This window comes from Rhizobium sp. 01N424, from assembly GCF_056399485.1.
In genome coordinates this window covers 180,306-201,206 of the sequence record NZ_JBFTRK010000010.1, presented here as the reverse complement: position 1 = coordinate 201,206, position 20,901 = coordinate 180,306, and the positions used below count along the sequence as shown (strand labels likewise).

General features: G+C 57.1%; 19 protein-coding genes and 1 pseudogene. 13 read left to right on the top strand and 7 right to left on the bottom strand.

All coding sequences use genetic code 11. The features are described from left to right. The first annotated feature begins 46 nt into the window (after window positions 1-46). From AC1DNK_RS23250 to AC1DNK_RS23225, 6 genes and pseudogenes are all read left to right on the top strand, one after another. Entirely contained in the window at window positions 47-994 is a 948-nt protein-coding gene (locus AC1DNK_RS23250; RefSeq protein ID WP_310295463.1) for a LysR family transcriptional regulator, read from the top strand. Between the two features lie 41 nt (window positions 995-1,035). Then, window positions 1,036-2,412: a sulfatase family protein gene (locus tag AC1DNK_RS23245; RefSeq protein WP_477943537.1), complete on the top strand. Its 1,377-nt coding sequence runs from the start codon at window positions 1,036-1,038 to the stop codon at window positions 2,410-2,412. Between the two features lie 552 nt (window positions 2,413-2,964). Continuing rightward, entirely contained in the window at window positions 2,965-3,408 is a 444-nt protein-coding gene (locus tag AC1DNK_RS23240) for a ProQ/FINO family protein (RefSeq protein ID WP_477943536.1), read from the top strand. Between the two features lie 70 nt (window positions 3,409-3,478). Then, a pseudogene (locus tag AC1DNK_RS23235) lies at window positions 3,479-3,717 on the top strand (cold-shock protein). Between the two features lie 85 nt (window positions 3,718-3,802). Then, complete coding sequence (locus AC1DNK_RS23230) at window positions 3,803-4,444, top strand: L,D-transpeptidase (RefSeq protein ID WP_477943535.1); 642 nt, start codon at window positions 3,803-3,805, stop codon at window positions 4,442-4,444. 532 nt (window positions 4,445-4,976) lie between these two features. Next, complete coding sequence (locus AC1DNK_RS23225) at window positions 4,977-5,837, top strand: alpha/beta fold hydrolase (RefSeq protein WP_477943534.1); 861 nt, start codon at window positions 4,977-4,979, stop codon at window positions 5,835-5,837. Window positions 5,838-6,433: 596 nt separating this feature from the next. On the opposite strand, the gene AC1DNK_RS23220 is transcribed toward AC1DNK_RS23225, so the two are convergent. Further along, window positions 6,434-6,604, bottom strand: a complete 171-nt coding sequence (locus tag AC1DNK_RS23220; protein WP_477943533.1) for a hypothetical protein — start codon at window positions 6,602-6,604, stop codon at window positions 6,434-6,436. A gap of 35 nt (window positions 6,605-6,639) precedes the next feature. Here AC1DNK_RS23220 and AC1DNK_RS23215 point away from each other — a divergent pair, with 35 nt between their 5' ends. Next, window positions 6,640-6,933 (top strand): hypothetical protein, encoded by a 294-nt coding sequence (locus tag AC1DNK_RS23215; RefSeq protein ID WP_477943532.1) that lies wholly within the window; start codon window positions 6,640-6,642, stop codon window positions 6,931-6,933. A 1,600-nt stretch (window positions 6,934-8,533) separates the two neighbouring features. Here AC1DNK_RS23215 and AC1DNK_RS23210 read toward each other — a convergent pair. Both AC1DNK_RS23210 and AC1DNK_RS23205 read right to left on the bottom strand, forming a co-directional pair. Further along, window positions 8,534-8,890, bottom strand: coding sequence for a hypothetical protein (locus tag AC1DNK_RS23210; protein WP_477943531.1), 357 nt, complete (start codon window positions 8,888-8,890; stop codon window positions 8,534-8,536). A 1,090-nt stretch (window positions 8,891-9,980) separates the two neighbouring features. Beyond that, window positions 9,981-10,268, bottom strand: coding sequence for a hypothetical protein (locus AC1DNK_RS23205; protein ID WP_477943530.1), 288 nt, complete (start codon window positions 10,266-10,268; stop codon window positions 9,981-9,983). A gap of 250 nt (window positions 10,269-10,518) precedes the next feature. On the opposite strand from AC1DNK_RS23205, the gene AC1DNK_RS23200 reads away from it, so the two are divergent. Both AC1DNK_RS23200 and AC1DNK_RS23195 read left to right on the top strand, forming a co-directional pair. Then, a complete protein-coding gene (locus AC1DNK_RS23200; RefSeq protein ID WP_477943529.1) occupies window positions 10,519-11,253 on the top strand; it encodes a GGDEF domain-containing protein in 735 nt (244 codons plus the stop codon). Between the two features lie 220 nt (window positions 11,254-11,473). Next, complete coding sequence (locus tag AC1DNK_RS23195) at window positions 11,474-12,673, top strand: DUF3422 domain-containing protein (protein ID WP_477943528.1); 1,200 nt, start codon at window positions 11,474-11,476, stop codon at window positions 12,671-12,673. A 63-nt stretch (window positions 12,674-12,736) separates the two neighbouring features. On the opposite strand, the gene AC1DNK_RS23190 is transcribed toward AC1DNK_RS23195, so the two are convergent. Further along, window positions 12,737-13,648 (bottom strand): LysR family transcriptional regulator, encoded by a 912-nt coding sequence (locus AC1DNK_RS23190; RefSeq protein WP_477943527.1) that lies wholly within the window; start codon window positions 13,646-13,648, stop codon window positions 12,737-12,739. A 256-nt stretch (window positions 13,649-13,904) separates the two neighbouring features. Here AC1DNK_RS23190 and AC1DNK_RS23185 point away from each other — a divergent pair, with 256 nt between their 5' ends. From AC1DNK_RS23185 to AC1DNK_RS23170, 4 genes are all read left to right on the top strand, one after another. Further along, window positions 13,905-14,564, top strand: coding sequence for an ABC transporter permease subunit (locus AC1DNK_RS23185; protein WP_477943526.1), 660 nt, complete (start codon window positions 13,905-13,907; stop codon window positions 14,562-14,564). Beyond that, window positions 14,561-15,244: an ABC transporter permease gene (locus AC1DNK_RS23180; protein ID WP_477943525.1), complete on the top strand. Its 684-nt coding sequence runs from the start codon at window positions 14,561-14,563 to the stop codon at window positions 15,242-15,244. Before AC1DNK_RS23185 ends, AC1DNK_RS23180 begins: the two co-directional genes overlap by 4 nt. Window positions 15,245-15,290: 46 nt before the next feature. Further along, complete coding sequence (locus AC1DNK_RS23175) at window positions 15,291-16,127, top strand: transporter substrate-binding domain-containing protein (protein ID WP_477943524.1); 837 nt, start codon at window positions 15,291-15,293, stop codon at window positions 16,125-16,127. Window positions 16,128-16,189: 62 nt separating this feature from the next. After that, window positions 16,190-17,431, top strand: a complete 1,242-nt coding sequence (locus tag AC1DNK_RS23170) for a CapA family protein (RefSeq protein WP_477943523.1) — start codon at window positions 16,190-16,192, stop codon at window positions 17,429-17,431. Window positions 17,432-17,446: 15 nt separating this feature from the next. Here AC1DNK_RS23170 and AC1DNK_RS23165 read toward each other — a convergent pair whose 3' ends face one another. The 3 genes from AC1DNK_RS23165 to AC1DNK_RS23155 form a co-directional block, all read right to left on the bottom strand. Beyond that, window positions 17,447-17,911, bottom strand: a complete 465-nt coding sequence (locus AC1DNK_RS23165; RefSeq protein WP_477943522.1) for a helix-turn-helix domain-containing protein — start codon at window positions 17,909-17,911, stop codon at window positions 17,447-17,449. Window positions 17,912-18,260: 349 nt separating this feature from the next. Then, the gene (locus AC1DNK_RS23160; protein WP_477943521.1) at window positions 18,261-19,652 is read right to left on the bottom strand and encodes a hypothetical protein; all 1,392 of its coding nucleotides are present in this window, start codon (window positions 19,650-19,652) and stop codon (window positions 18,261-18,263) included. Continuing rightward, entirely contained in the window at window positions 19,649-20,809 is a 1,161-nt protein-coding gene (locus AC1DNK_RS23155) for an MFS transporter (RefSeq protein ID WP_477943520.1), read from the bottom strand. Before AC1DNK_RS23155 ends, AC1DNK_RS23160 begins: the two co-directional genes overlap by 4 nt. Between the last annotated feature and the right edge of the window lie 92 nt (window positions 20,810-20,901).

Below are 20,901 nucleotides of genomic sequence, written 5' to 3'. Positions count from 1 at the left end.
CGAAGGCGAATGCTATCCATGTTCAGCTATAACGTGGAGGAATACCGTGGATCGAACGCTGCTCGCCTTCCTTGTCGTGGCCGAGGAAGGAAATCTGACGTCAGCTGCCGTCAAGGTCGGCCTGACCCAGCCTGCCCTTACAAAAATGATCCGCCGGCTGGAGCGCGATTATGAGGCTCCACTCTTTGACCGCACATCGCGTGGCATGAACCTGACTCGGGCCGGAGCAAAGCTTCGCGACCGGGCCAAGCGCATCGAGATCCAATACCGCCAGTCACGCGAGGAGATCAAATCGCTCGTTTCGGGCTCGTTGCCGCATTTCTCGATTGGTGCTGGTGCGGCCTATCACATGGAGATTGCTCCCGATATCGCCCGCATCCTGTCCGACGAGTTTCCCGAGACAAAGGTCCGCCTGGATTTCAATGTGGCGGACCTCACCCTTCCGCGGCTGGTGGCAGGCGACGTCGATCTTATGCTCGGCGCGATCCATGACCGCCCGCCCGAAGGTATCGAAACTGCCGAGATCATCAGGGTCGATATCGTGCCCTATTGCCGAAAGAGCGATCGTCTTGCCAGGCTTGACCTCGTACGGCCCGAAGACGTTGCCAACAGGCGCTGGGTCATATACCGCCGCGACGATGCGATCGTAGCCAGAATGGCAGGCTTTTTCAGCGACAGCTGCTTGCCGCCGCCCGACATTGCCATGGAAGTCGAGGCGCTTGCTGCAAGCTTCAGGATCGTTGCGAACTCCGATAAGCTCACGCTCGCCCCCCTTTCGCTCGCCAACGTGGCCGAGCAGTTCGGGCTCGTCCCCCTCCATTTTGCGGCTCCGATCTGGAGTTTCGGCTCGGGAGCGTGGTACCGGACATCGTCGCGCGAATACCCGATCATGCGGCGAGCCCTTGATCTGCTGCCTCAGCTGGCCAGCGAGACACTTGCCATTCCCGGAAGTTATAGCCGTGGGGTTTCGAAGTCATTTCCAATGGAAGGGTGACTTCACTAGGTTCGCGCAAAATGCAGATCGCGGAGCACACTATGCGCAAGCCCAACGTCATCGTCTTCTTCACCGACCAGCAGCGTCATGACACCACGGGCGTCCACGGTAATCCGATGGGCCTGACGCCGAACTTCGACCGTCTCGCGGCCAAGGGAACGCATCTCTTCAATTCTTTTACCAGCCAGCCACTTTGCGGTCCGGCACGATCATCGATGCAGACAGGCTTATTTGCCACCGAGACCGGGGTGTTTCGCAACGGCATCCCGCTTGCCGATGACGCAGAGACAATCGCCAAGGTCTTCGCGAAAAATGGCTACCAAACGGGATACATCGGCAAGTGGCATCTCGGCGGTACAGACCCGGTTCCCAAGAGCGAGCGGGGCGGTTATCAGAGCTGGCTAGCCGCCAACCTTCTCGAGTTTACCTCGGACGCCTATGACACCGTCGTCTACGATGTCGATGACCAGAAAAAGAAACTTCCAGGATACCGCGTCGACGCGCTCACGGATGCTGCGATCCGTTACTGCGACGATCATCAAAGCGAGCCGTTCTTCCTCTTTGTGTCTTTTCTAGAGCCCCACCACCAGAACCATACCGATGCTTATCCCGCCCCCGACGGCTATCGCGAGATGATGGACGCCAAGACGTGGACACCGCCGGATCTCGCAACGCTCAAGGGAACAAGCACTTGGCACCTTGGTGGCTATTACGGGATGGTCAAACGCCTTGACGAAGCCTTTGGCCGTTTGGTGGATGCGCTCAAAAGCCTCGACATTCTGGACAATACGATCGTGATGTTCACATCAGATCACGCCTGCCACTTCAAGACGCGAAATGCCGAGTACAAGCGCTCTTGCCATGAAAGTGCCGTGCGCGTACCGACAATGGTGATCGGCCCCGGTTTCGAGGCCGGTGGACAGGTCCGTGCGCTCTTCTCGACTGTCGACGTTGCCCCAACGCTGATCGATGCCGCCGGCCTCGATATCCCTGCAGCAATGACAGGAAAATCCATCCTGCCCGTCATCCGGGATCATCGTGCTGCCTGGCGCGACGATATCTTTTTCCAGATCTCCGAGACGGAAACGGGACGTGCGCTCAGAACACACCGCTGGAAATATGGCGTGACGTCAGATTACGATAAGGATGAGGCGCGCTCGGACTCCTACCGGGAAGCCTACCTGTACGATCTCGACAATGACCCCTATGAGATGGTCAACCTGGTGGGATTGACGTCGTTTCGCGAAACCTCAGATGATCTCAAGGCACGGCTTTTGCGCTGGATTGGCGAGGTCGAAGACGGTCATCAACCGGAAATTCGGGATGCAAACCCGCGCTTTCCCCGCCAATACCGCCTGAACGCCAGCGACCTGATTGACGCAGTGGACAGGGAGCGCGATATCGATCCGATCGAGTAGCAGCAGGCAACTCTATGGCGCAAAACGACACCCCGCGCCTCCTGCATCGGCACCCTGCGACTTGCGGCGTATCACGCGATCAGCAGCCTGGTTCAATACAAATAGTCCCGCGCCCACGCCGCCATGCTGGCGGCGAACGTGCTGGAGCTTGCTGCTTGCCGGCAATGGTTGCTCGAGTGGTCTTGAGCACGGCCATTGCGACCGACATTTGTGGGCGTGTCCGCCCACCCCGCGTCTCGCTATTGCGCGGTGGTAGCCTTCAAGTCACTGGCGGAAATCCCACGCGCGAAGATATGCCATACCCCTTGAGTTGCCTGAAAGATCACCCTCGGCCCAGATTGGAGATCGGCGATCCCACGCGACGGCTGTGTCAAGCATTCAGGCGGCTCGGGTATCGAAAGACCCAATCACATATTCCATCTTCTCGATCAAGCTGACCTCGTGACAGGCAGGCCGGCCACTTGCCTTGTGACCGTTTCGCATTTTAATGACTACAACAGTAGACCCATATGAAAACAATCGCAGATGATGATGAGCGACGCGGAGTTGACGATGGAGAAAGCGCAGAGGGAAGACACAGGTCCCATTCTCGCGACCGAGCTTGAGGTCAGGCGGGCCGAAGCCATCATCGAGATGCTCGTACGCAGCATCGATATTCTGCCGTCCGAACCCGGCGACCCTGTCCGGCCATTCGCAATTGGTCTTTTCGACGAGATCAGGGGCTTGCTCAAGCCCGACAGGACCGTATCGAAGCTTCGGCGCGTCACGTCTGGCTATGTTCACTCGAAGCGATACTACCTTGCCTGCGCTCGGCCGGACGCTGAGCGTTTCGATCTGGCAGGTGTTGCCGTCGGCAAGGTGAGTGAGGCAGACCGGGAAAGTGCACTGCAGAGCCTTGTTGCTTTGCAGTCAGCCCATGCAAAGCCTACCGCGCCAGCGCAAGAGGACAGGGCCTCCAGAATTCGTGGGGGTCTCCTGCCACGAAAGCGGGAGTAGCCGATATCGCGCGCCAACGCGTAATCCGCCCGCCGATTTCCAACGACAACGCCCTTTCTGGCGCCATCACTTGGACGGAGGTTGGGGATGTCGGCAAGGCTCTGAGTCTACCGGAGAACATCATCAAAGCCTTGGCTTCGGCTTCTTAAAGCCTGATAGCGGAGGTGCGGACATCTTCAGTCACATCTCAGCACTTCAGTTTTCAGTCATCCAGTCGCTTCGGGAAGGCCAGAAGGTATCTTTCGACACCGAACCGGATAAAAAGACAAAGGACCGAAGGCTATGAACATCGAGCTGGAGACCACATAAACCTGGGAGCCGGCAGTCTTGTCTGGCGGTCATAGTGCCGCCACAGAGTTCGGTGCAATCATCTGGTAAACATTGGGTGGTGCGAATGAGACTGCTGGCCTTCCTATTCTCGTTTTTCGTGCTAACAGCGGCTCACGCTGAGGCGCAGGTCTATGCGCCATACGATGGCTATGATGAATACGGCGGCTATAGCTATGACGATCCATACAGTCCCTATCCACCGCCTCCCTATTACGAGGACGAACCGCAGTATCAAGAGCCCGAGTATCGGGAGCCGCACTATCGTGTACCAGACAGGGAGCGTCGCCAGCCTTTCCTACGTGCCGCGAGGGGAGTCATCACCATCTCAACACGTCAGCACGTGCTTTCCTACACGACCTCGCAGGGACGGCAGTTCGTCTATCCGATCGCTGTAGGCCGCGAAGGCAAACAATGGTTCGGAACGACGAGGGTTGTTTCCAAGCGCCAACACCCCGAATGGCGTCCGACTGCCAGCATGCGTGCGAAGGACCCCAGGCTCCCGGCAGTGGTGAAGGCCGGGCCACAAAACCCGCTCGGCACACGCGCCATCTACCTTGCCGACGGTCTACTCCGAATTCATGGCACCAACGACCCCTCGTCTATCGGTACCAATGCCTCAAGTGGATGTTTCCGCATGTACCGGCAGGATGTCGAGGAGCTCTACGAGATGGTGCAACCTGGCACGCAGGTCATCGTGGGGAAATGATCCGTGGGCCGTACCCGACCGTGAGTGCGCCAGAAACGAAAAAGCGCCCGCCGAACGATCTCGAAGAACGATTGCTGGCCTCCGGAGTGACTAGAACCATCGTTGATGGTTACGTTATGCGATGGCGAGAAGTAATCGAGCGATATGGAACAAGGGCTGCCGAATAAACATCAGGCTTCCACTTCTTCCGCAGATCGTCACCCCGGCAAGCGCGTTTGCGATCGCGGCGATGTTGCAAATGTTAGCATACTATGGGGATCCTTCAGAGTCCGCTGCGCAGGGACTGCGCATGGACGACGCACCTTGATATCGAGCCGAGCACGATGAAGACACATTCGCTGCGTGTTCAAGGCGAAACCGAAACGCATCGGCAATCGATCTTTTACGGCTCGAGCGCAGCCTCAAAGACGCATTCTAGCTGTTGGTCCACCTTGCGAACAACGGCTCCGATTGGAACCGGGTCTGCTTTATCACCCTTGTGGCATGATGCTTGCTCGTTTCTTTCCAAACGTGGCACTGGATAAAAATTGTAATGTTTCGGCACGCATTCTCAAAGCTTGCAGCAATTGTGATGCATCTGGCCATGGTGCAGGACAGCCATGCTGTCGAAAAATGGCAAACATTCACTGCCCCTCCTCCAATGCCCGTGGCGGATGAAAGCGGACTGGCCGATATCAATGGTATCCGGATGTACTATGCCATCTATGGCAAGGGCCGTGGAAGTCCGATCCTGCTGATCCACGGAGGAATGGGCAGCGCCGATGTCTGGGGTTTCGAAGTCCTACGCCTCTCGCAAAGGCATGAAATCATCGTTGCAGACAGCCGCGGACACGGCCGCTCGACGCGCACTGATATACCTTTATCGTATCACCAGATGGCGGAGGACTACGTTGCTTTGCTTGATAAATTGCATGAACCACAAGTTTCGCTGGTCGGCTGGAGCGATGGCGGAATTATCGGCCTCGACATAGCGATGAACCATCCGGAGCATTTAAGCCGATTGTTCGCACATGCGGCCAATGTCACACCGGACGGCCTGAACAACGATCCTGACATGACGGTGCTTGCCGCAGCGGGAGCGCGCGACGAAACTGAATACAAGCGCCTGTCGTCGACCCCGGGCGATTTTGAGAAGTTCAGAGCCGCCATCGAACTCCTATGGAAGACTGAGCCCAACTATACCGCCGCCGATCTACACCGCATCCACGTGCCGACGGAGATTGTCGTGGGCGACCATGACGAGTTTATACTGCCTGAGCACTCGCGCTACATTGCAGCCAACATCCCGGGTGCAAAACTCCTAATCCTGAACAATGTCAGTCATTTGGCGATCTACCAGGACCCAGATCAGTATGCAAAATCGATCGAGGACTTCATCGACCGCCCATTTTAGCCAAGAAGCGGCCAGGCACCTGCGTCTTTTTTGACGGAATAGGTCCGCCTGCTCTATCTGTCCAAGACGGTCGAACAGCTAGAGGCGCATCACCTCTTAAAGATCGACCAGGCGGCCTAAGCCAGATTGCCGAATTGTGCTTGATCTCGTTAAAGGTCATGTGTCTCGGAATGCTAAAGGTCGCATTCCACATTCGGCTGACATCGATCGCCTTTCTCGTCATCTTCGTTTTCGCGTCAACGTGGATACTCGACACGCTCCTCATCAACGATGTTCCAGAGCCACAAATCATCGAGGATATCCACTAGCTGACCGGAACATTTGACCGAGGTTTCAGCGTCGCCGAACGCGATGCTTCCCTCGCACGTTGCTCGATTCCGTTGTGCCGTTCCAAACGATCCCACTGCGACAGCAATGACAAGAAGGCACGAGATTAAAACGGATGCACCTATGGCTCGTCGTGTCGCGTAAGCAGCTCGCAAAGCGGCACAGAGCCACCGCCATTCCATGTAGTCAGAAGCAGAGCAAAGGGCCGCCTGTAAGGCTCCCCCAGTCATGTCTGCCGGAGCTTAACAAATATGTGGGGATTGCCGTGATCAACGAGTGCCAGCAGTAAACGCGTTGTCAGTGCCGTCGCTCATCAGCCAGACGGCGCCAGAAATTATTCCGCCCCACATCATCAGCGATATCGAAATCGCCAACAGAAGATATTTCAACCGTCTCGTCATGCGACTCAAGCTACCTTCGCGGGCGATTCGCATCTGCATGCAACCACGTCCATCGTCAATATACAGTTAAGGACGTGGCGACTTGGATCGATTTGGACCAAACGCAAGTCGCAATTAGCAGCGCCATATCCACCCAGAAATGGACGGCTCCTGATAGCTTCACAAAAACGCAATCCCCCGCTATCTCTCCCGCCGTGGCACGTATTAAATTAACGCAAAAACAACGTCTTGCCCTGGTCGCCGAATACCTGGCGGGGGCCAGGATCGACTTTCTCGCGGCCAAATATGGCGTTCACCGTAGCTATCCTCGGCAGCTCTTCAAACGGCAGCAAAAGAACGGTACCGCTCAGCTCTCAAAAGCTGCATGAGCGGCAAATCGCGTCACTGCCAGACCACGCTTAGGGTACGGGAGTGACCGCGAGGAGAGCTCGCTTTGCGAGTTCACACATCGTTCATCTTTTGCAGCCACGATAGCATCGTCACGGAATGAGATCCCGCGACATTGTTACGGGGCCCGCCTGTTTTTTGCGTAGCGGGCCCAATTCCTCCTAAAATCGAACGCCTATCATCCCGCACTCTGCTGCTGATGTTGGCGTCTGGGAATCGAGTATGTGCAGGAGCCCTGCCTGCGACAAATGGGCCCTATGAAATAGCAGTAACAGTATATACTTATGTTTCGCCTCTAGGCAGCGCGGAAAGTCTGCATCACCCCTCCCCGGCCAGGCTTTCCGCAATTGGCATCCGTCCCTACCTTGGACATTTGCTGCATTGCCGGGTGACGATGGCGAACAAAACGACGCCCAATTTCTTTGCCGTAGACCGGTCCGGTCGGACAGCTCGTATCACTGCTCGTCCCCAGTTGAACGAAAACGCTACCGCTTTTGACTGCCTTGCCTCCGACAGACCTTGGCTTGAGAATAGGTTGGGCGCTTCGCACGGAGAAGCGAAGAGCACTGCAACCTCGGAGGCTCCCTGTGCCCCAGGCCAGCGGTCTCAATCTAAGGGAAATGTTCCGTGCCGGGTCTTAGTGAACAAACCATCGTGGATCGGTTCGACGAGGAGTGGCGATCTATCATCCCAGCCGTGACACTACCTGCGGTGCAGAATGAGGCTACACCGGAAGGTTCATCCCGAACGGACGCTGGTATACTGGTCGATGCGTTGACCCTAGTACCGATCCAGTCACAGCGAAACCGGCTGTCCCATTGAGTTGGGCATATGGTCATCTCCTTCCCAATTCACACCCGCAACATTGCCACTCTTCAATATGAGCTGCACACCAATGTTCTCTGGGCCGTTTATCGCAGCGGAGAGATACGCTCGATCGGCCGCATCGGTCATTCAGCCGTCATGGACATCATATGCAGGCTCCCGCTGTTGACATCGGTGTTCATCCGCCATTGCGATCGTTAAAATGCGACGGCTTAACCTTACCTGATAAGCTTACTCAGCGGTTCGCATTGAACCAAAACCCAAGACCTGCTTTTCATCGTGGCGCGGCTTCTGGGGTTGCCGCCAATTCTTCCCACCCGGCCACTCACTGTACCGCACACGCGCCGGGTGGGAGACTTGCCTTCGATGGGGGCACTATGGACATGAAGGTCACACTGATCGGTATCGGGTGCTTTGTCGCCAGCCTCTGGGGATCAATTGCTATCGCCGTGATCCATCTCAATTGAGCACGGCGTGAAGGAATCCGCGAGACGGGCGTCGGCGAGCGCCGGGCATCGGCTGACGCGCTGGCTGTGGACGTATGCCGATGGCTGGCACATTGCCATCCTGGGGGCGAAGCAGTTTTGCCTCCAGTTGCCATAGGTGCGAGCAGGAGCTCGTCGCTAATGAAGCTCAATCGTCACCTGCGCATGCCTTCGGCATGCCGGGAAGCTGCCGAGCCAGATTCCCCGCATTTCCGTGCGCCGCTCCTTTCCTTCTGACCGCGTCACGGCCAGATCAGTTCTACTCGCTGCGTCACCCAAGCCAGACAATCAGCGATATGCCCGCAAGGGCAATACCGGTGATGAAACCCACGGCGCCCGCAATAGCCATCGCAACAACTGACGACTTTTCCTGAGTGAACCCTCGATGGCCGTCATTCCCGGCTGAGAAGGTCGGGTCAACAGATGGCACAGTGGGCTCGGAAGGGCTTTGCGCCACGCCGGACCGTTCACTCTTCAATGCCACGACAATCCTGACCGGCGGACTATTTTCCCTCAGGACCTCAAACGCGACCTGATCTGCCGTCGCATTTGCAGCTGCCTGTTCTGCGGCGTGTTGCTCATCATCAGCTTCGACGACCATGCGGCGGGTTACCACAAAATATGCCAAGATTACTCCGCTTCTATTTTACATTGCCCGCCGGGTAGACGCGCAGGCTCGCCTTGCCCGCCGTTGCAAGCGCCGCACGAATCCAACCGAGTCTGCATTGCCTGCCCGATGCTATCAAGCCGGCAATAACTACCAGTGGCTTATCGAATTTGAAATCTCGGCATGCGCATGGACTGTGCAATTCGACAATCGTCGTCCACAGCCTTTGATACCGTCACGAATGCTGGCTGCTTACGCCATATTCAACCCGTCTCAGTCAGGCTTTGGTTTCCGGGGCGAGGTCTTTTGGGGTCATGAGAGCATGTCCTCGATACCCGCCGAACAACCCGCAGCATCTAACCTCCTGTCGAGTGGCGGAACGCCTGTGTGACTTGCGCCCTTTTTCGTTGACGAGTGGACCCTGCGGTCGGTGAGACGATCCCAAAGTACTACTGAGCTTGTTCCGAATGACCAGTAGGCAACGGTATCCCTTCAGGGTGAGGCATCCTGCTTTTCGCCACGACGGCGCCAGTCTAGAAAAGGCCATTACTGGAAATTGTATCGAATACACTATTAACCAGAAATAGTTACTTTAAATTCGAGACCTATTTGAAATCATTACTCCGATGGTGTTTGTTGCGCTCCCAAGGAATAGGGAGAGTGAATTGGTGGAAATGATACCGGAAAGCGTCGTGCAACGCCTTGAACGCGAGTGGCGAATGATCGATCGAGAAAGGCCCCAGCAACCGGAGCGCCAACCGCAAGAAAATGTCAAACTGCCGCGCCTCAAGGTTGGACGCGTCGATGTTTGACATCGGCGCTGATCGCTATTGACCACTACGATTAGCTCGGAACTCGGTCAGTGTTTGCCAAGGCTTCGCGCCGAATACCGCTTGGTGCGCCGCGGCCGGGGTTGTGATCGAAAGTGATTTCGGACGCCAACCCTTGGAACTTGTCCTCATCACCGGACATTTGCGGCAGCTATCGAAAACGCCGCTTTCGTTGGCGAGCTTGCGCGGCACTATACCGATATCTTGCGCGAATTTCAGGCGCGGACGCGCAGGAAAACGGGTCCGTTATCGACACCGTCGACCATACCGCTTCTATCGAGTCAACGGACTCCATGTGTCATCCTGAAGGACCGGGCTGCTGAGGCGGTGTTAAGAAGGCTGGCGACGACATCTTCTCTGCCGCGTTTGAGAATGCCGAGATCTTCCGCCGCCTCGCGCAATATCGACGCAGCAGCAATCACTTCCGCACTTTTCTCGCCGCCAACGGCATCACAGATTTTCTGGGCAGTCTCTAGACTACGTTCGGCAAGCATTCGCCTATCGACGTCGGAGAGGCGCTCGGAACGGTTTACAGCCGTCAGGATCTCACGGATGAATATATCTGTCACTCTCGAAATAACCACAGTGCAAACCTGTTAGAAACTAGCTCGTTTAGCCAGATTGTACTGAACAATCGGCGCGCTCAAAAGACCTCTGCCGCAGTTATTCACGACTTAATCTGGGATAATCTGCAGGATGCGAGCAAGAGTTCTCCGCCGACTGGCTGCCGGCGAGCTATGGATAGTTTTATCAAATTCTTTAATCGACTGTTGGATGCGCCGTTCTAGTCTACTCCCACGCGCAATACGGGTGGAAAAGATGAGTAGAAAGCTCCGTTCGCACATCTCCAAGAAAGCCTTTGCTGGACCAGCGGCAGGAGCTGTTGCAGCTGTCGCGATCGTCATTGGCGCCTCGTGGGTCGCGCTCGACGGCAATTCCTCAGTGACGCTCCTTGTCGCGACATTGTCGGTACTAATGGCGTTTCTGACTTTCTCACTGCTTCTGATCGTGAGGCTACAAGGCGCTGAGATCGACAGTCTGGCGCACCGCATCGACGAGCTTTTGCACAGAGATCCATCCACGAACGCAATGAATGGGACCGCCTTCGCAAAGGCCGTTGGCCAATATTCGGAGCGTCGAAAGCGCATTGCCACTGATAGTGGTGGCATCATGGTATCTGCTGTCTTTGGCTCATATGACGAGGTTAGCAAGCGTTACGGCCCGGAATGGGCTGAAACCGTTATGAAGTCTCTGACGGCTATCATCCAGTCGTCCGTGCGCGCCGGGGATCTGGTCGCGCGGCTTTCCATGAACGAACTGGGAATCTTTCTTCCAGGAGCCGCCGCCGAGAACGCTATCGACGTTGCCCAGCGTATCAGGGCTCGCGTCGCGGCTTCAGCGGCGGCAGCGGATGGGACGGATCTGCCTTTCAATCTCAAACTCGGCGGCACGTCCTTCGACGGGTACGCCGAATTCAACAGCGTCCGGCAGCTGGCATCAGAGTTGGCTTCGGAAGCCAGCGAGGACGAGCCAATCGCAATCGCGCATTACTGAAGGGCGCTGCATTTTCATCTGTCTGCGTCGTACGGAAGCCGGCCCACCGGGGGTAGAGGCCGAATCTCGCTGAATAGACGAGCGACGATTTCAAAATCCAAACTTAAAATCGATTAGAAGAACCGCCGCCGCGTTGACCTGCCCCGTCGCTGATGATTGAGGTTTCTGGCGGCTTCAATTGATGTCGCCGAGCAAGTTTCGATTGCCGGGAGACGGATCCATGACGTCGGATTTCAATGCAGAACTACACGCCCGGCCCTCGATCTACTTTGAAGGGCCTGCCTATGTCGAGCACGTCGCCCTTGTCCCTGTTGAAATGGGCGGCCCGATCGGGAGCCGCCTTGTGTCGAGTGACGACGGCGGTACGGCACCAGTGCAGATCGAAGTCCACACCGAATTTGTCAGTGCGACCAGGGTATCCAGACTGGAACTGGAGCCCCAGAGCTGGCCACGTCCGACATTCTCGCCTGAGGAGATTACTGCACTTTTTGGCCCTTGCGCACCAAAACTAGTCTCGCATGTCGGCATTCTTGTCCTTGGCCCGGCGCCGGCAGAACTTGGACCAACTCTCAGCCAGTTCGGATTTGGAGATAGCGCTGCTTCCGCCGTTGCCGGCGGCGATGCAACCGTGGTCTCCGATTTCAGGGTCCAGGCTGACGGCACCAGCCGAATACTGCTGTTCAACAACGGCCTGAATGCCTATCGCCTTGGCCGTATGGTCCGCCGCATCTACGAGATCGAGATTTACCGGGCCATGGCACTGCTTGGACTTCCTGAAGCACGCAGACTGGCGCCATCGCTCGGGTCCTACGACAGCAGGCTGATGGAACTGTCGAACCGGAACCAGACGACCGCTCAGGCTGAGCACAGGAAACTTCTGGAGGAAATATCGGCCTTCTCGGCCGAGATTATTTCCGCATCCGCAAGGACGCGCAACCGCTTTGGGGCGACCGCCGCATATGCGCGGATCGTGGAGGAGCGGATCACCGAGCTCAGAGAAACACACTTACCGGGATATCAAAGGTTTGGAATTTTCGTCACCCGCCGCTTCAGGCCTGCTGTCCGCACGTGTGAGGCGACGGCGCTGCGCCTGGATCAGCTTTCGCGCGCAGTGATGCATCTGATTGATCTGCTACAGACGCGCATACAGGTCGAAATCGAGTTCCAGAACACCGTGCAAATTCAGGCGATGGCAGAACGAGCCGCCGTCCAGGTCAAGATCCAGAGAGCGGTGGAAGGCTTTTCGATCATCGCCATCACTTACTATCTCCTGGGCTTGCTCAAAATCACGTTCGAGGCAGCCGATCACGCAGGCCTCCATGTCGATCCGCTCATCATGCTTGGATCGGTTCCAATCGTCATTGGCGCCGTGGTCGTTTGCATTGCCCGCGTCAAGCATGCGCTTTCTGCGCACAGCTGATCAAGAATTGGACTGGCGCGCTATCGCCCATGCTATAAGGAGCCTGCCGACCCGGCCTGACAGTCAGGTATCCAGCCGGCCGTTTTCCTCTACCGCCCGAATAAGCGCATCGATAGTTCGCTGGACCGCCCCGTCCGGCTGCCGTTCCTTTTGCCATGCAATCACATAGTGATAGATGGCGCTTGGCTCGAAGGGGCGAGAAAATAGCTCGAAGCGCTGATACTCGCGAGCCACTAGGTCATTGGTGATCGAGACGCCGAGGCCGGCGGCAACGAAGCCTGCGTCATGACCGTGGGCGTCATATTCAACCGCGACCTCGGGGGTTTCGCCCATGAACCTCAGTGCATTGACGTTCATTTGATGCGAGGCGAACTGGGGATCGATGTCGACAAGCGGTTCGCCAACAAGATCATCGGGCGTGAGGATGTTGCGCTCGTGGAAACGATGACCTTTGGGAAAGAGGCAGACGTTCGCCGCAGTGCCCAGTGGACGGCAATCGAAGAGGCGTTCATCGAGCGGCAATCGCGTCAGCGCGATGTCGGCGCGTCCGTGATGGACGTGATCGGCGAGTTCGTCATAAGCGCCGGTGCGAATGCTAAATGCCTGGGCAGCCTTATTGCTCCTGACAGCAACCGCAACTGAAGGAAGCAGCCGGAGGCAGAAGGCACTCGGCGCGGCGATCGTCACTGTTTTTCTGTCGCTGTTCCGGATACCGTCTATGGCCCGTCCAAGACGGTCAAGGCCGGCTAAGGCTGTGTCGACGCTGCGAAGCAATTCATAGGCCTGCGTGGTCGCCACCAGGCGATTGTTCTCCCTGATGAAGAGTGGAAAACCAACAATCGTTTCCAAGTGGCGGAGGTTTTGGCTGACTGCCGGCTGGCTGATGCGCAGATTGCGGGCCGCCGATCGCTCTGACCCAGCCTTCATGACCTGGCGCAATACCTGCAGATGACGCAGCTTCAGACCGGAACTCATTATCTCCACATAGCTGCTCCCCATGACGTAAGGTCATCTCGATAAGGTTTACTTATCGGTTTTAATCGCAGCTTATAAATTGACCTCCATTTTGTAAAGTATATTTTCAAACCTAAGGTCAGCAATCAAAGGTTATTGCTCGATAAAATGTCGCGCGGCGGTTTATGCCGGCGGTTTTAACGAGAAATAATCCTTATAGTTTGCCATTCCTATTTGTATAAAATCAACCGGCGCTTTCCTACCTGGAGAACTAATCATGCGCTATTCTGATTTTAGTATCGGAGTACTTGTGACTCTGTCTGTATTTTTCGTCAGCGTTTGCTTTGGAACCTTTATCGGACTGACCGCCGCTGGCACCTCGCTGTCACGTTCCGCGACGCTTCGTCAACTCGCTGCCGGATATGTTTCCGTCATCCGCGGCGTACCGGAGCTGCTCATCATTCTGGTCGTCTTTTTTGGCGGTACGGCCGGACTTAGCGCTATCGCTGGACGCTATGTGGAGGTGAATGCCTTTGCGGCCGGCGCGGCTGCGCTGACGATCGTCTTTGGCGGCTACGCCGCCGAGATTTTCAGAGGCGCAATTATGGCTATTCCGCGAGGGCAGACGGAAGCGGCCCTCGCTCTCGGCCTGCCGCGCCTGCACCGCTGGATGCTGGTCATCGTTCCCCAGATGCTTCCTCTCGCATTGCCAGCCTATGGCAATCTTTGCATCTCGCTCATCAAGGATACCGCGCTCGTGTCCATTGTCGGCCTCAGCGACATCATGCGCGTCGCTTATGTCGGCGCTGGATCCAACCGCGCACCCCTGCCCTATTTTCTTGCTGCCTCGGCCATTTATCTGGCGCTGACAAGCATCGCGCTTTTATCCTTCACAATCCTGGAAAGAAAGTTCGAATACCGGGGCAGGCAGCGATGAACCTCGATGCATTTCGCGAGGCGATTATGCTGCTCCCGACCGGTCTGGTCCTGACGGCAGGACTGACGGTCGTGCCGCTCCTCATAGCGTTCATCGTCTCGCTTCCTCTTGCACTCGTGCGCACTGCCAAGGGAACCCTGAGTTCGTCAATCGTGCTCGGCTATACCTATATATTCCGGGGCACACCACTGATGGTCCAGCTCTTCCTGATCTATTACGGCCTCGGGCAGCTTGCTCTGGTGCGCAATAGCTTTCTCTGGCCAGTCTTCCGTGAACCCCTCTGGTGCGCTCTGATAGCTTTCACGCTGAACAGTGCCGCCCACACGACCGAGATTTTCCGCGGTGGCTTCCTGGCAGTTCCGAAAGGTCCCATCGAGGCCGCCAAGGCACTCGGCCTTACGCGTCTGCAGACGCTCTGTTTCGTGACCTACCCACTGATGATCCGCACAGTATTTCCCGCCTATACCAACGAGGTGATCGGAATGCTGAAAGCAACCTCGGTTGCGAGCACCATCACCATTCTTGAGGTTACTGGCCTCTCACGGCAACTCGTCTCTGCAACCTTCGCACCCTACGAGGTCTTCGTCGTCGCCGGTGCGATCTACCTTGCCACAACCCTCAGCATCACCTGGCTTGCTCGAGCAATAGAGCGCGGCCTCAACCCAATCGTGCGCCACTGATCCGGCAACCGGTAAGACCATCGACCAACCACAGGAAGGGAACTGTATGAGAAAGCTTACACTCACCAGCATCGCCCTGGTGCTTAACGTCACCGTCGCGCTCGCCGCCGATGCTGCAACCCTAGCCATCGGCTCGGAGGGTGCATCGCCGCCTTGGAACTCGATCAGCGCCAATGGCGAGCTGGTCGGCTTTGATATCGATGTCGGCAGGGATCTGTGCCGCCGTGTGAAACTCGATTGCCGCTTCGTCGCCCAGGACTGGGACGGGATCATCCCGGCGCTCACCGTCGGCAAGTTCGACGCGATCATGTCCGGCATGGCGATAACCGAGAAGAGAAAAAAGTCGATCGCCTTCTCGCAGCCCTATGCTGGAGGCTTCAATCAGATCGTCATGCGGAGCGAGATCGGGCTCCCGGCAACTGACATCACCCAGAAGCTTGATCTAACGGAGATCACCGCCGACAAGCAGCGCGTCCTTGATGGGTTGAAACTGGCTCTGAAAGGCAAGACGCTCGGCGTGCTGCGCTCGTCCAATTCCGAGATCGTGCTCAAGGAGCTGGTCGGCTCCAGTGCAGAGATACGCAGTTACGACTCACAGGACAATCTCCAGCTCGACCTTGCTGCCGGACGCATCGATGGCGGGCTTGCGGACTATTTCACGTGGAAGGCGTTTCTGGACAGCGATGGCGGCAGGCAAGCCGCATTCTACGGACCTGAATTGTCGGGTGGGCCGTGGGGCCCGGGTGTCGGCATCGGCCTTCGCAAGGCGGATACGGATCTTGCCGCACGTCTCGATCGGGCGATTACCGATGCCGAGGCCGACGGCACGTTGAAGCGCCTCAGCCTGCAATGGTTCGGAATGGATGTCTCGCCCAACCCCTGAACCCAGACATCCTTCCGGCCGCTTCGTCGAAAGGCGAAGCGGCACTCTCTCAAGGAGTTACTATGACCTCTCCTATTTCCGTCGTGGCCACCGGCCAATCTCTCATCCACCAGGATCTTCGCGGCGTGGCCGACAGCCGCCTCGACGCCGTCATAGCTTTGATCCGGCGTGCCGATCTTGCCTTCACCAATTTCGAGATGACCGTCCTCGGAAGCCACGGTGGCTGGCCATTGAAAGGCTCCTATTTCGGCTATGCCGAACCCGTGGTGCTCGACTGCCTGAAGAGCATGGGATTCTCGGTCCTGTCACTGGCAAACAATCACGCCTTCGATCTTGGGCCACCCGGTATTCTTTCGACTATGGAGGAGGCAACACGGCTTGGGTTCATTCACGCAGGCACCGGCCAGGATTTGCAGTCTGCCGAAGCACCCGGGAAGGGCAATGCTGCGGGTCGCGCAATTGGGCTGGTCGCCATGGATGCAGGCCCCGGCCCCGCATTCATGTACGCCGCCGACGCCAAAGGCACTCGTCCGGCGCGCCCTGGCGTGAACGAGCTCAAGGTGGAGCGCCGGTTCGATGTCGACGAGCGCGCCTTTGCGGTGCTTCAGCACCTGCAGCGCCAGGTCGGAACGACGCAGCTGGAGCTTGCTAACTATGCCCAGCCTAACGATCCTCCGCAAACCGACGGCACAAATGAAACCGACTTCTTCGGAACAGTCTTCAGACAGGGCCTGGGTACACATCGACGGGTCACTGTCGATCCGAAAAGCGCGATCCGCCAGCTCTCTGCGATCCGCAAGGCGACGGCACAGGGCCTGTTTGTCATTGCCTATCTGCATCACCATCATTGGGAGCCAGACTGGTTGCGAACGCCCGGATGGGTTCAGGATTTCGCACGGATCTGTGTCGATGCCGGTGCGCGCATGTTCGTCAGCCACGGCGCGCCGGTTCTCCAGGGGGTCGAGATCTATAAGAACGCGCCGATCTTCTATGGGCTCGGCAATTTCCTGTTCCATACGTCGCATGATGATGACGAGTGGAGCCCGCGCGACGTCTGGAAGAGCGTGATTGCAACCTGCCATTTTGACGGCGAAGGAAACCTTGAGGGCATCGATCTCGACCCAATCGCGGTCGGCGGGCCGGATGCGCTAGATGACAGAACAGCAGCGCGTCTTCCCTATCCCGTGCTTGCCGAAGGCTGGCTCGCCGGCGAAATCCTCGACGACCTGGCCGACCGTTCCAACCAATATGGTACAAGGCTGGTCAAGAGCGGCAACTGCGCGCGATTGACGATCGCCGGCTAAGCCGGACGTCTCCGATTACTCCGGTTCGTTCTCCTCAGCGATGGTGCTCAGCAGCGTCGCAACCTTGCTGCGGAGGCGCGGTGACAGACGAAGGACGCTTTCAATCAGCTGGCGTCCTTCGGCCGTCGAGATATAGGCGATCCTCTCGTCGATCTCGGCGACCGCCAACGGTTGTTGGCCATCAGCAGGTTCGGGCAATCCGACAAAGAAAGTCGAGACCGGCGTGCGCAAGCATGCAGCGACTTGGTAGAGCATCGAAGCGCTGACCCGGTTGCGGCCGTTTTCGTACTTCTGGACCTGCTGGAAACTCACGCCGATCCCCCTGGCGAGATCGTTCTGGGAAACATTCGACTGGATGCGCCGGATGCGAATCTGCTGGCCGACATGGCGGTCGACCGGATGAGCATCCGGCTGTGCGACCTCTGCCGGGCGCCGGGCCGATCTAGCAGAACGATGGCTTAGTGCGGATTGACGGTTCATCGCGAACTCCCCGTGAGAGAGCTTCAAGCGGTGCGCCCCCGCCCAAAGAAACTCACTTAACCCGAGATCGGGGAGTTCATAACCGTGCTAGACGGCCCTGTGGCCTTTAGTTCCGGAGAACCTGGACATACGTCACAGGCTCCCCGACCAAAGGTAAGGGAGTGCGATGCCGTATCGGCCGGCATCAACCGCTAGCAGGGGTTATGAAGCCCCAAGGCAGCGCGTACTGCCTCATCCAGAAACATACACGCGCGGCGGGCATTTTTCAAGACAAAATATGATAAGATTCAAGGACTTCTAATATCCGAAACGCCTCATGAATGCGCGGCGAGAGGTGAGTGTTTGCCGTTTAAGCAAAGGCCCAGGGGCCACGCATCGTGCTGGCCGTTCCGTTGCCAAGCGCTGCTGCCAGTTCGACCCATAAGGGGTCATCGATGAAGCTTTCGAGCGGACCGCAGGAGCGGTCAAACGTCTTGGCACCATAACGCGACAGCAGGGAGGGCACCTCGCCGTTCCTCGAATTGAGCAGCGCGAAGGGTTCAACTTCATCGCTGATTACCCGGTGCCCCCATGCTCCGGCTCTCTTGTCGTGCAGTAGCGATCGCAGAAGGTCATCGTCCCGCTCGCTATCTACGAGCCCCGAACAGAATGCATAACGCATCAATGGGTAGTAGACAGTGTGGCGGCTGCCACCGAGCACCCTTACACCTGGAAGAATGGCCGTAACAATGAAGACCAGAAACAGATTGGGAACGATCCGCTTTGCGGTCAGCCCGCTCATGAGTCCCTCGGGCGTAAATGCAATCCCTTCGCCAACGCCGTCAGCCGGCTTCAGGATGCCGGCCTCGAGCAGCATCGGATAGATGCGGCCATTATCGCAGCCCCAGAAATAATGCGTGCTATTCTTCAGCCAGTTTCGCCAGGGTGTCGACGCAAGCCGATCGACCGCTCGAAGCATCGTCACCGGCAGCGTAGCATCGCCCAAGAACTTCGAGTGTAGCCAGGAATTCGGATCAGCCAGATGAGAAACGACGAGATCAATGACGTCGTCGTCATCAAGTTGGAGGAAATCGACGCGGGGATCGAAATACTCGAGCCACAATCTCTGGTTTGCGGCCTTGATTGCAGCTGCTCCAGATGAAAAAGACTCTTCCGGCAAGAACTCGCGAAATTTCTGGATGGCAGGTGAAGGACTCGTGTAACCATCGGCCGGCTGCAGCCTGAATTCATAGTCCCTGTTCTGCGCTAAAACACTATAGGGTATCATTTCGCGGCGGCTGAGGCCGAAGACGTTCACCGCCTGCCCATCAAGGCGCAGCCAGCCCGGTCCCTTGCGGCTCTTTTCGACAAATTTCACGGTCGAACACGCATAAGACACGTAACTTGTAGCGTTGCGCGCTCGAAGTCCGAGGAGGCTGAAGATATGTGTGTAGAATGCGTCTGGCTCTATGAGCAGATGTAGGTGCGGCCCTGTCTGGAGAACTGGGAAACTGTCGATTTCTTCGACAATCCTGTCGGCCCTCACGGTATCAAATCCAACTTTTATAGCTTTCTGTCTGATCCAGCGGCACATAACGTGTCTTGCATGAAGGCGTGTCGAGCAGGTGAGATCCGATCGAGTTTCAAAGAGTGCGGCGGCATAGTCTCGGACTGGGCGATCGCGATAGACCCGCGACCAGGGAAAGAGATCGAACAGAACAGCGAGAAGCCGCTCACGATCGATCGACGACGCCGCGCTCATGTCCCTGACCAACTGCGAGACGCAGCCGCTCCTCTGTATCGCAAGATAAGTATGGCGCCGACCAGAAGCATGAGAAGACCAAAAAAGCCGAAAACAGTCGCCGGAGGGAAGCTGTTGCCGGCTGTCGCCACGGCAGCATATGTCAGCAGCCCCAAAGCCACGCATACGGTATGCAATTGAGCCCTACAGCGCCCCAGCGCTTCGATCGGAACCACCTGTTGGATATGCACATCGATGACGATACGGGCGACGTTATACGCAATGCCGAGCACCGCCATCTGGAGAAAGGCAATATTGAGGTTCTGGATGACTAGGAAAACGGCCAGCACCGAACCAGAAATCAGAAGCAGGCCGGCCTGGCTCTGCAACCGCACCCCCCCTATAAACACATAGAGACAGCCCACAATGGATCCCGCCGCCCAGAACGCTTCGAGATAGCCGAACTCGAGAGCAGACCTCCTGAACTGGCTCAGCACAAGCGCTGACGCAAGCACGCTGACGAGCATGCCCATCGCATAGATCAGCGCGTAAACAACCGCGATGAGCCGCAAAGGCTCAGGCGGCAAGGCGGTCGGAAAAATGCCCCGGTCCCAGATCCTCAGGTGCGGTGCCGGCGTCATTTTTTGGATTTTAAATCTGCGGGCCGATAGCGCGCAGAACGACACCACGTAGCAGCACAAAGGCAGGAGCAGGGAAAGCGCGTGCGGGATCATCGTCAGCAACAGGCCGGCGGCGACGGCCGCAATTAAATTGCCTATCTGCATGTTGATGTAGGACATGGAGTTGACGCGCGCGAGGCGATCTGCAGGTGCCAGCGCCGGGATCATCGCCTGAAGTGTCGTCAGATAAGTTCGGTCGATGACGGAGTAGGCAATCCATGAGACCGTCAGAACAGCCAGTGGATTGAGCAGACAGAGGCCTAGAATGGTCAGGGCCATCAGGATCATTCGCAGTCCATCGCAGACCAGGCAAACGAGTTTGCGCTCATAGCGATCGGCGATGATGCCACCGAGATTTGTTGTGAGAAACTCCGCGACGCTGCCAGCAGCAAGAAGAATAGCGACGAAGGCAGGACCGTTGCTGATATCCACGCCCATCCAAGCGACGATGACAAAGTAGGCATTCCGACCGGTTGCCGACGCGCCTACACTGGTCATGTAATGTCTACATAGATCAGGTCTCGATAACGACATCATATCCGGTCCGCTGTTCAGGAAGCCCCCATTCCTGCACAGCCTATCCAAGCTCA

Bases quoted from the DNA above. Each gene is read 5' to 3' on its own strand.
- AC1DNK_RS23245 (WP_477943537.1), top strand. From the start codon at position 1,036: ATGCGCAAGCCCAACGTCATCGTCTTCTTCACCGACCAGCAGCGTCAT.
- AC1DNK_RS23240 (WP_477943536.1), top strand. From the start codon at position 2,965: ATGGAGAAAGCGCAGAGGGAAGACACAGGTCCCATTCTCGCGACCGAG.
- AC1DNK_RS23230 (WP_477943535.1), top strand. From the start codon at position 3,803: ATGAGACTGCTGGCCTTCCTATTCTCGTTTTTCGTGCTAACAGCGGCT.
- AC1DNK_RS23225 (WP_477943534.1), top strand. From the start codon at position 4,977: ATGTTTCGGCACGCATTCTCAAAGCTTGCAGCAATTGTGATGCATCTG.
- AC1DNK_RS23220 (WP_477943533.1), bottom strand. From the start codon at position 6,604: ATGCAGATGCGAATCGCCCGCGAAGGTAGCTTGAGTCGCATGACGAGA.
- AC1DNK_RS23200 (WP_477943529.1), top strand. From the start codon at position 10,519: ATGAGTAGAAAGCTCCGTTCGCACATCTCCAAGAAAGCCTTTGCTGGA.
- AC1DNK_RS23195 (WP_477943528.1), top strand. From the start codon at position 11,474: ATGACGTCGGATTTCAATGCAGAACTACACGCCCGGCCCTCGATCTAC.
- AC1DNK_RS23190 (WP_477943527.1), bottom strand. From the start codon at position 13,648: ATGAGTTCCGGTCTGAAGCTGCGTCATCTGCAGGTATTGCGCCAGGTC.
- AC1DNK_RS23185 (WP_477943526.1), top strand. From the start codon at position 13,905: ATGCGCTATTCTGATTTTAGTATCGGAGTACTTGTGACTCTGTCTGTA.
- AC1DNK_RS23180 (WP_477943525.1), top strand. From the start codon at position 14,561: ATGAACCTCGATGCATTTCGCGAGGCGATTATGCTGCTCCCGACCGGT.
- AC1DNK_RS23175 (WP_477943524.1), top strand. From the start codon at position 15,291: ATGAGAAAGCTTACACTCACCAGCATCGCCCTGGTGCTTAACGTCACC.
- AC1DNK_RS23170 (WP_477943523.1), top strand. From the start codon at position 16,190: ATGACCTCTCCTATTTCCGTCGTGGCCACCGGCCAATCTCTCATCCAC.
- AC1DNK_RS23165 (WP_477943522.1), bottom strand. From the start codon at position 17,911: ATGAACCGTCAATCCGCACTAAGCCATCGTTCTGCTAGATCGGCCCGG.
- AC1DNK_RS23160 (WP_477943521.1), bottom strand. From the start codon at position 19,652: ATGAGCGCGGCGTCGTCGATCGATCGTGAGCGGCTTCTCGCTGTTCTG.
- AC1DNK_RS23155 (WP_477943520.1), bottom strand. From the start codon at position 20,809: ATGACCAGTGTAGGCGCGTCGGCAACCGGTCGGAATGCCTACTTTGTC.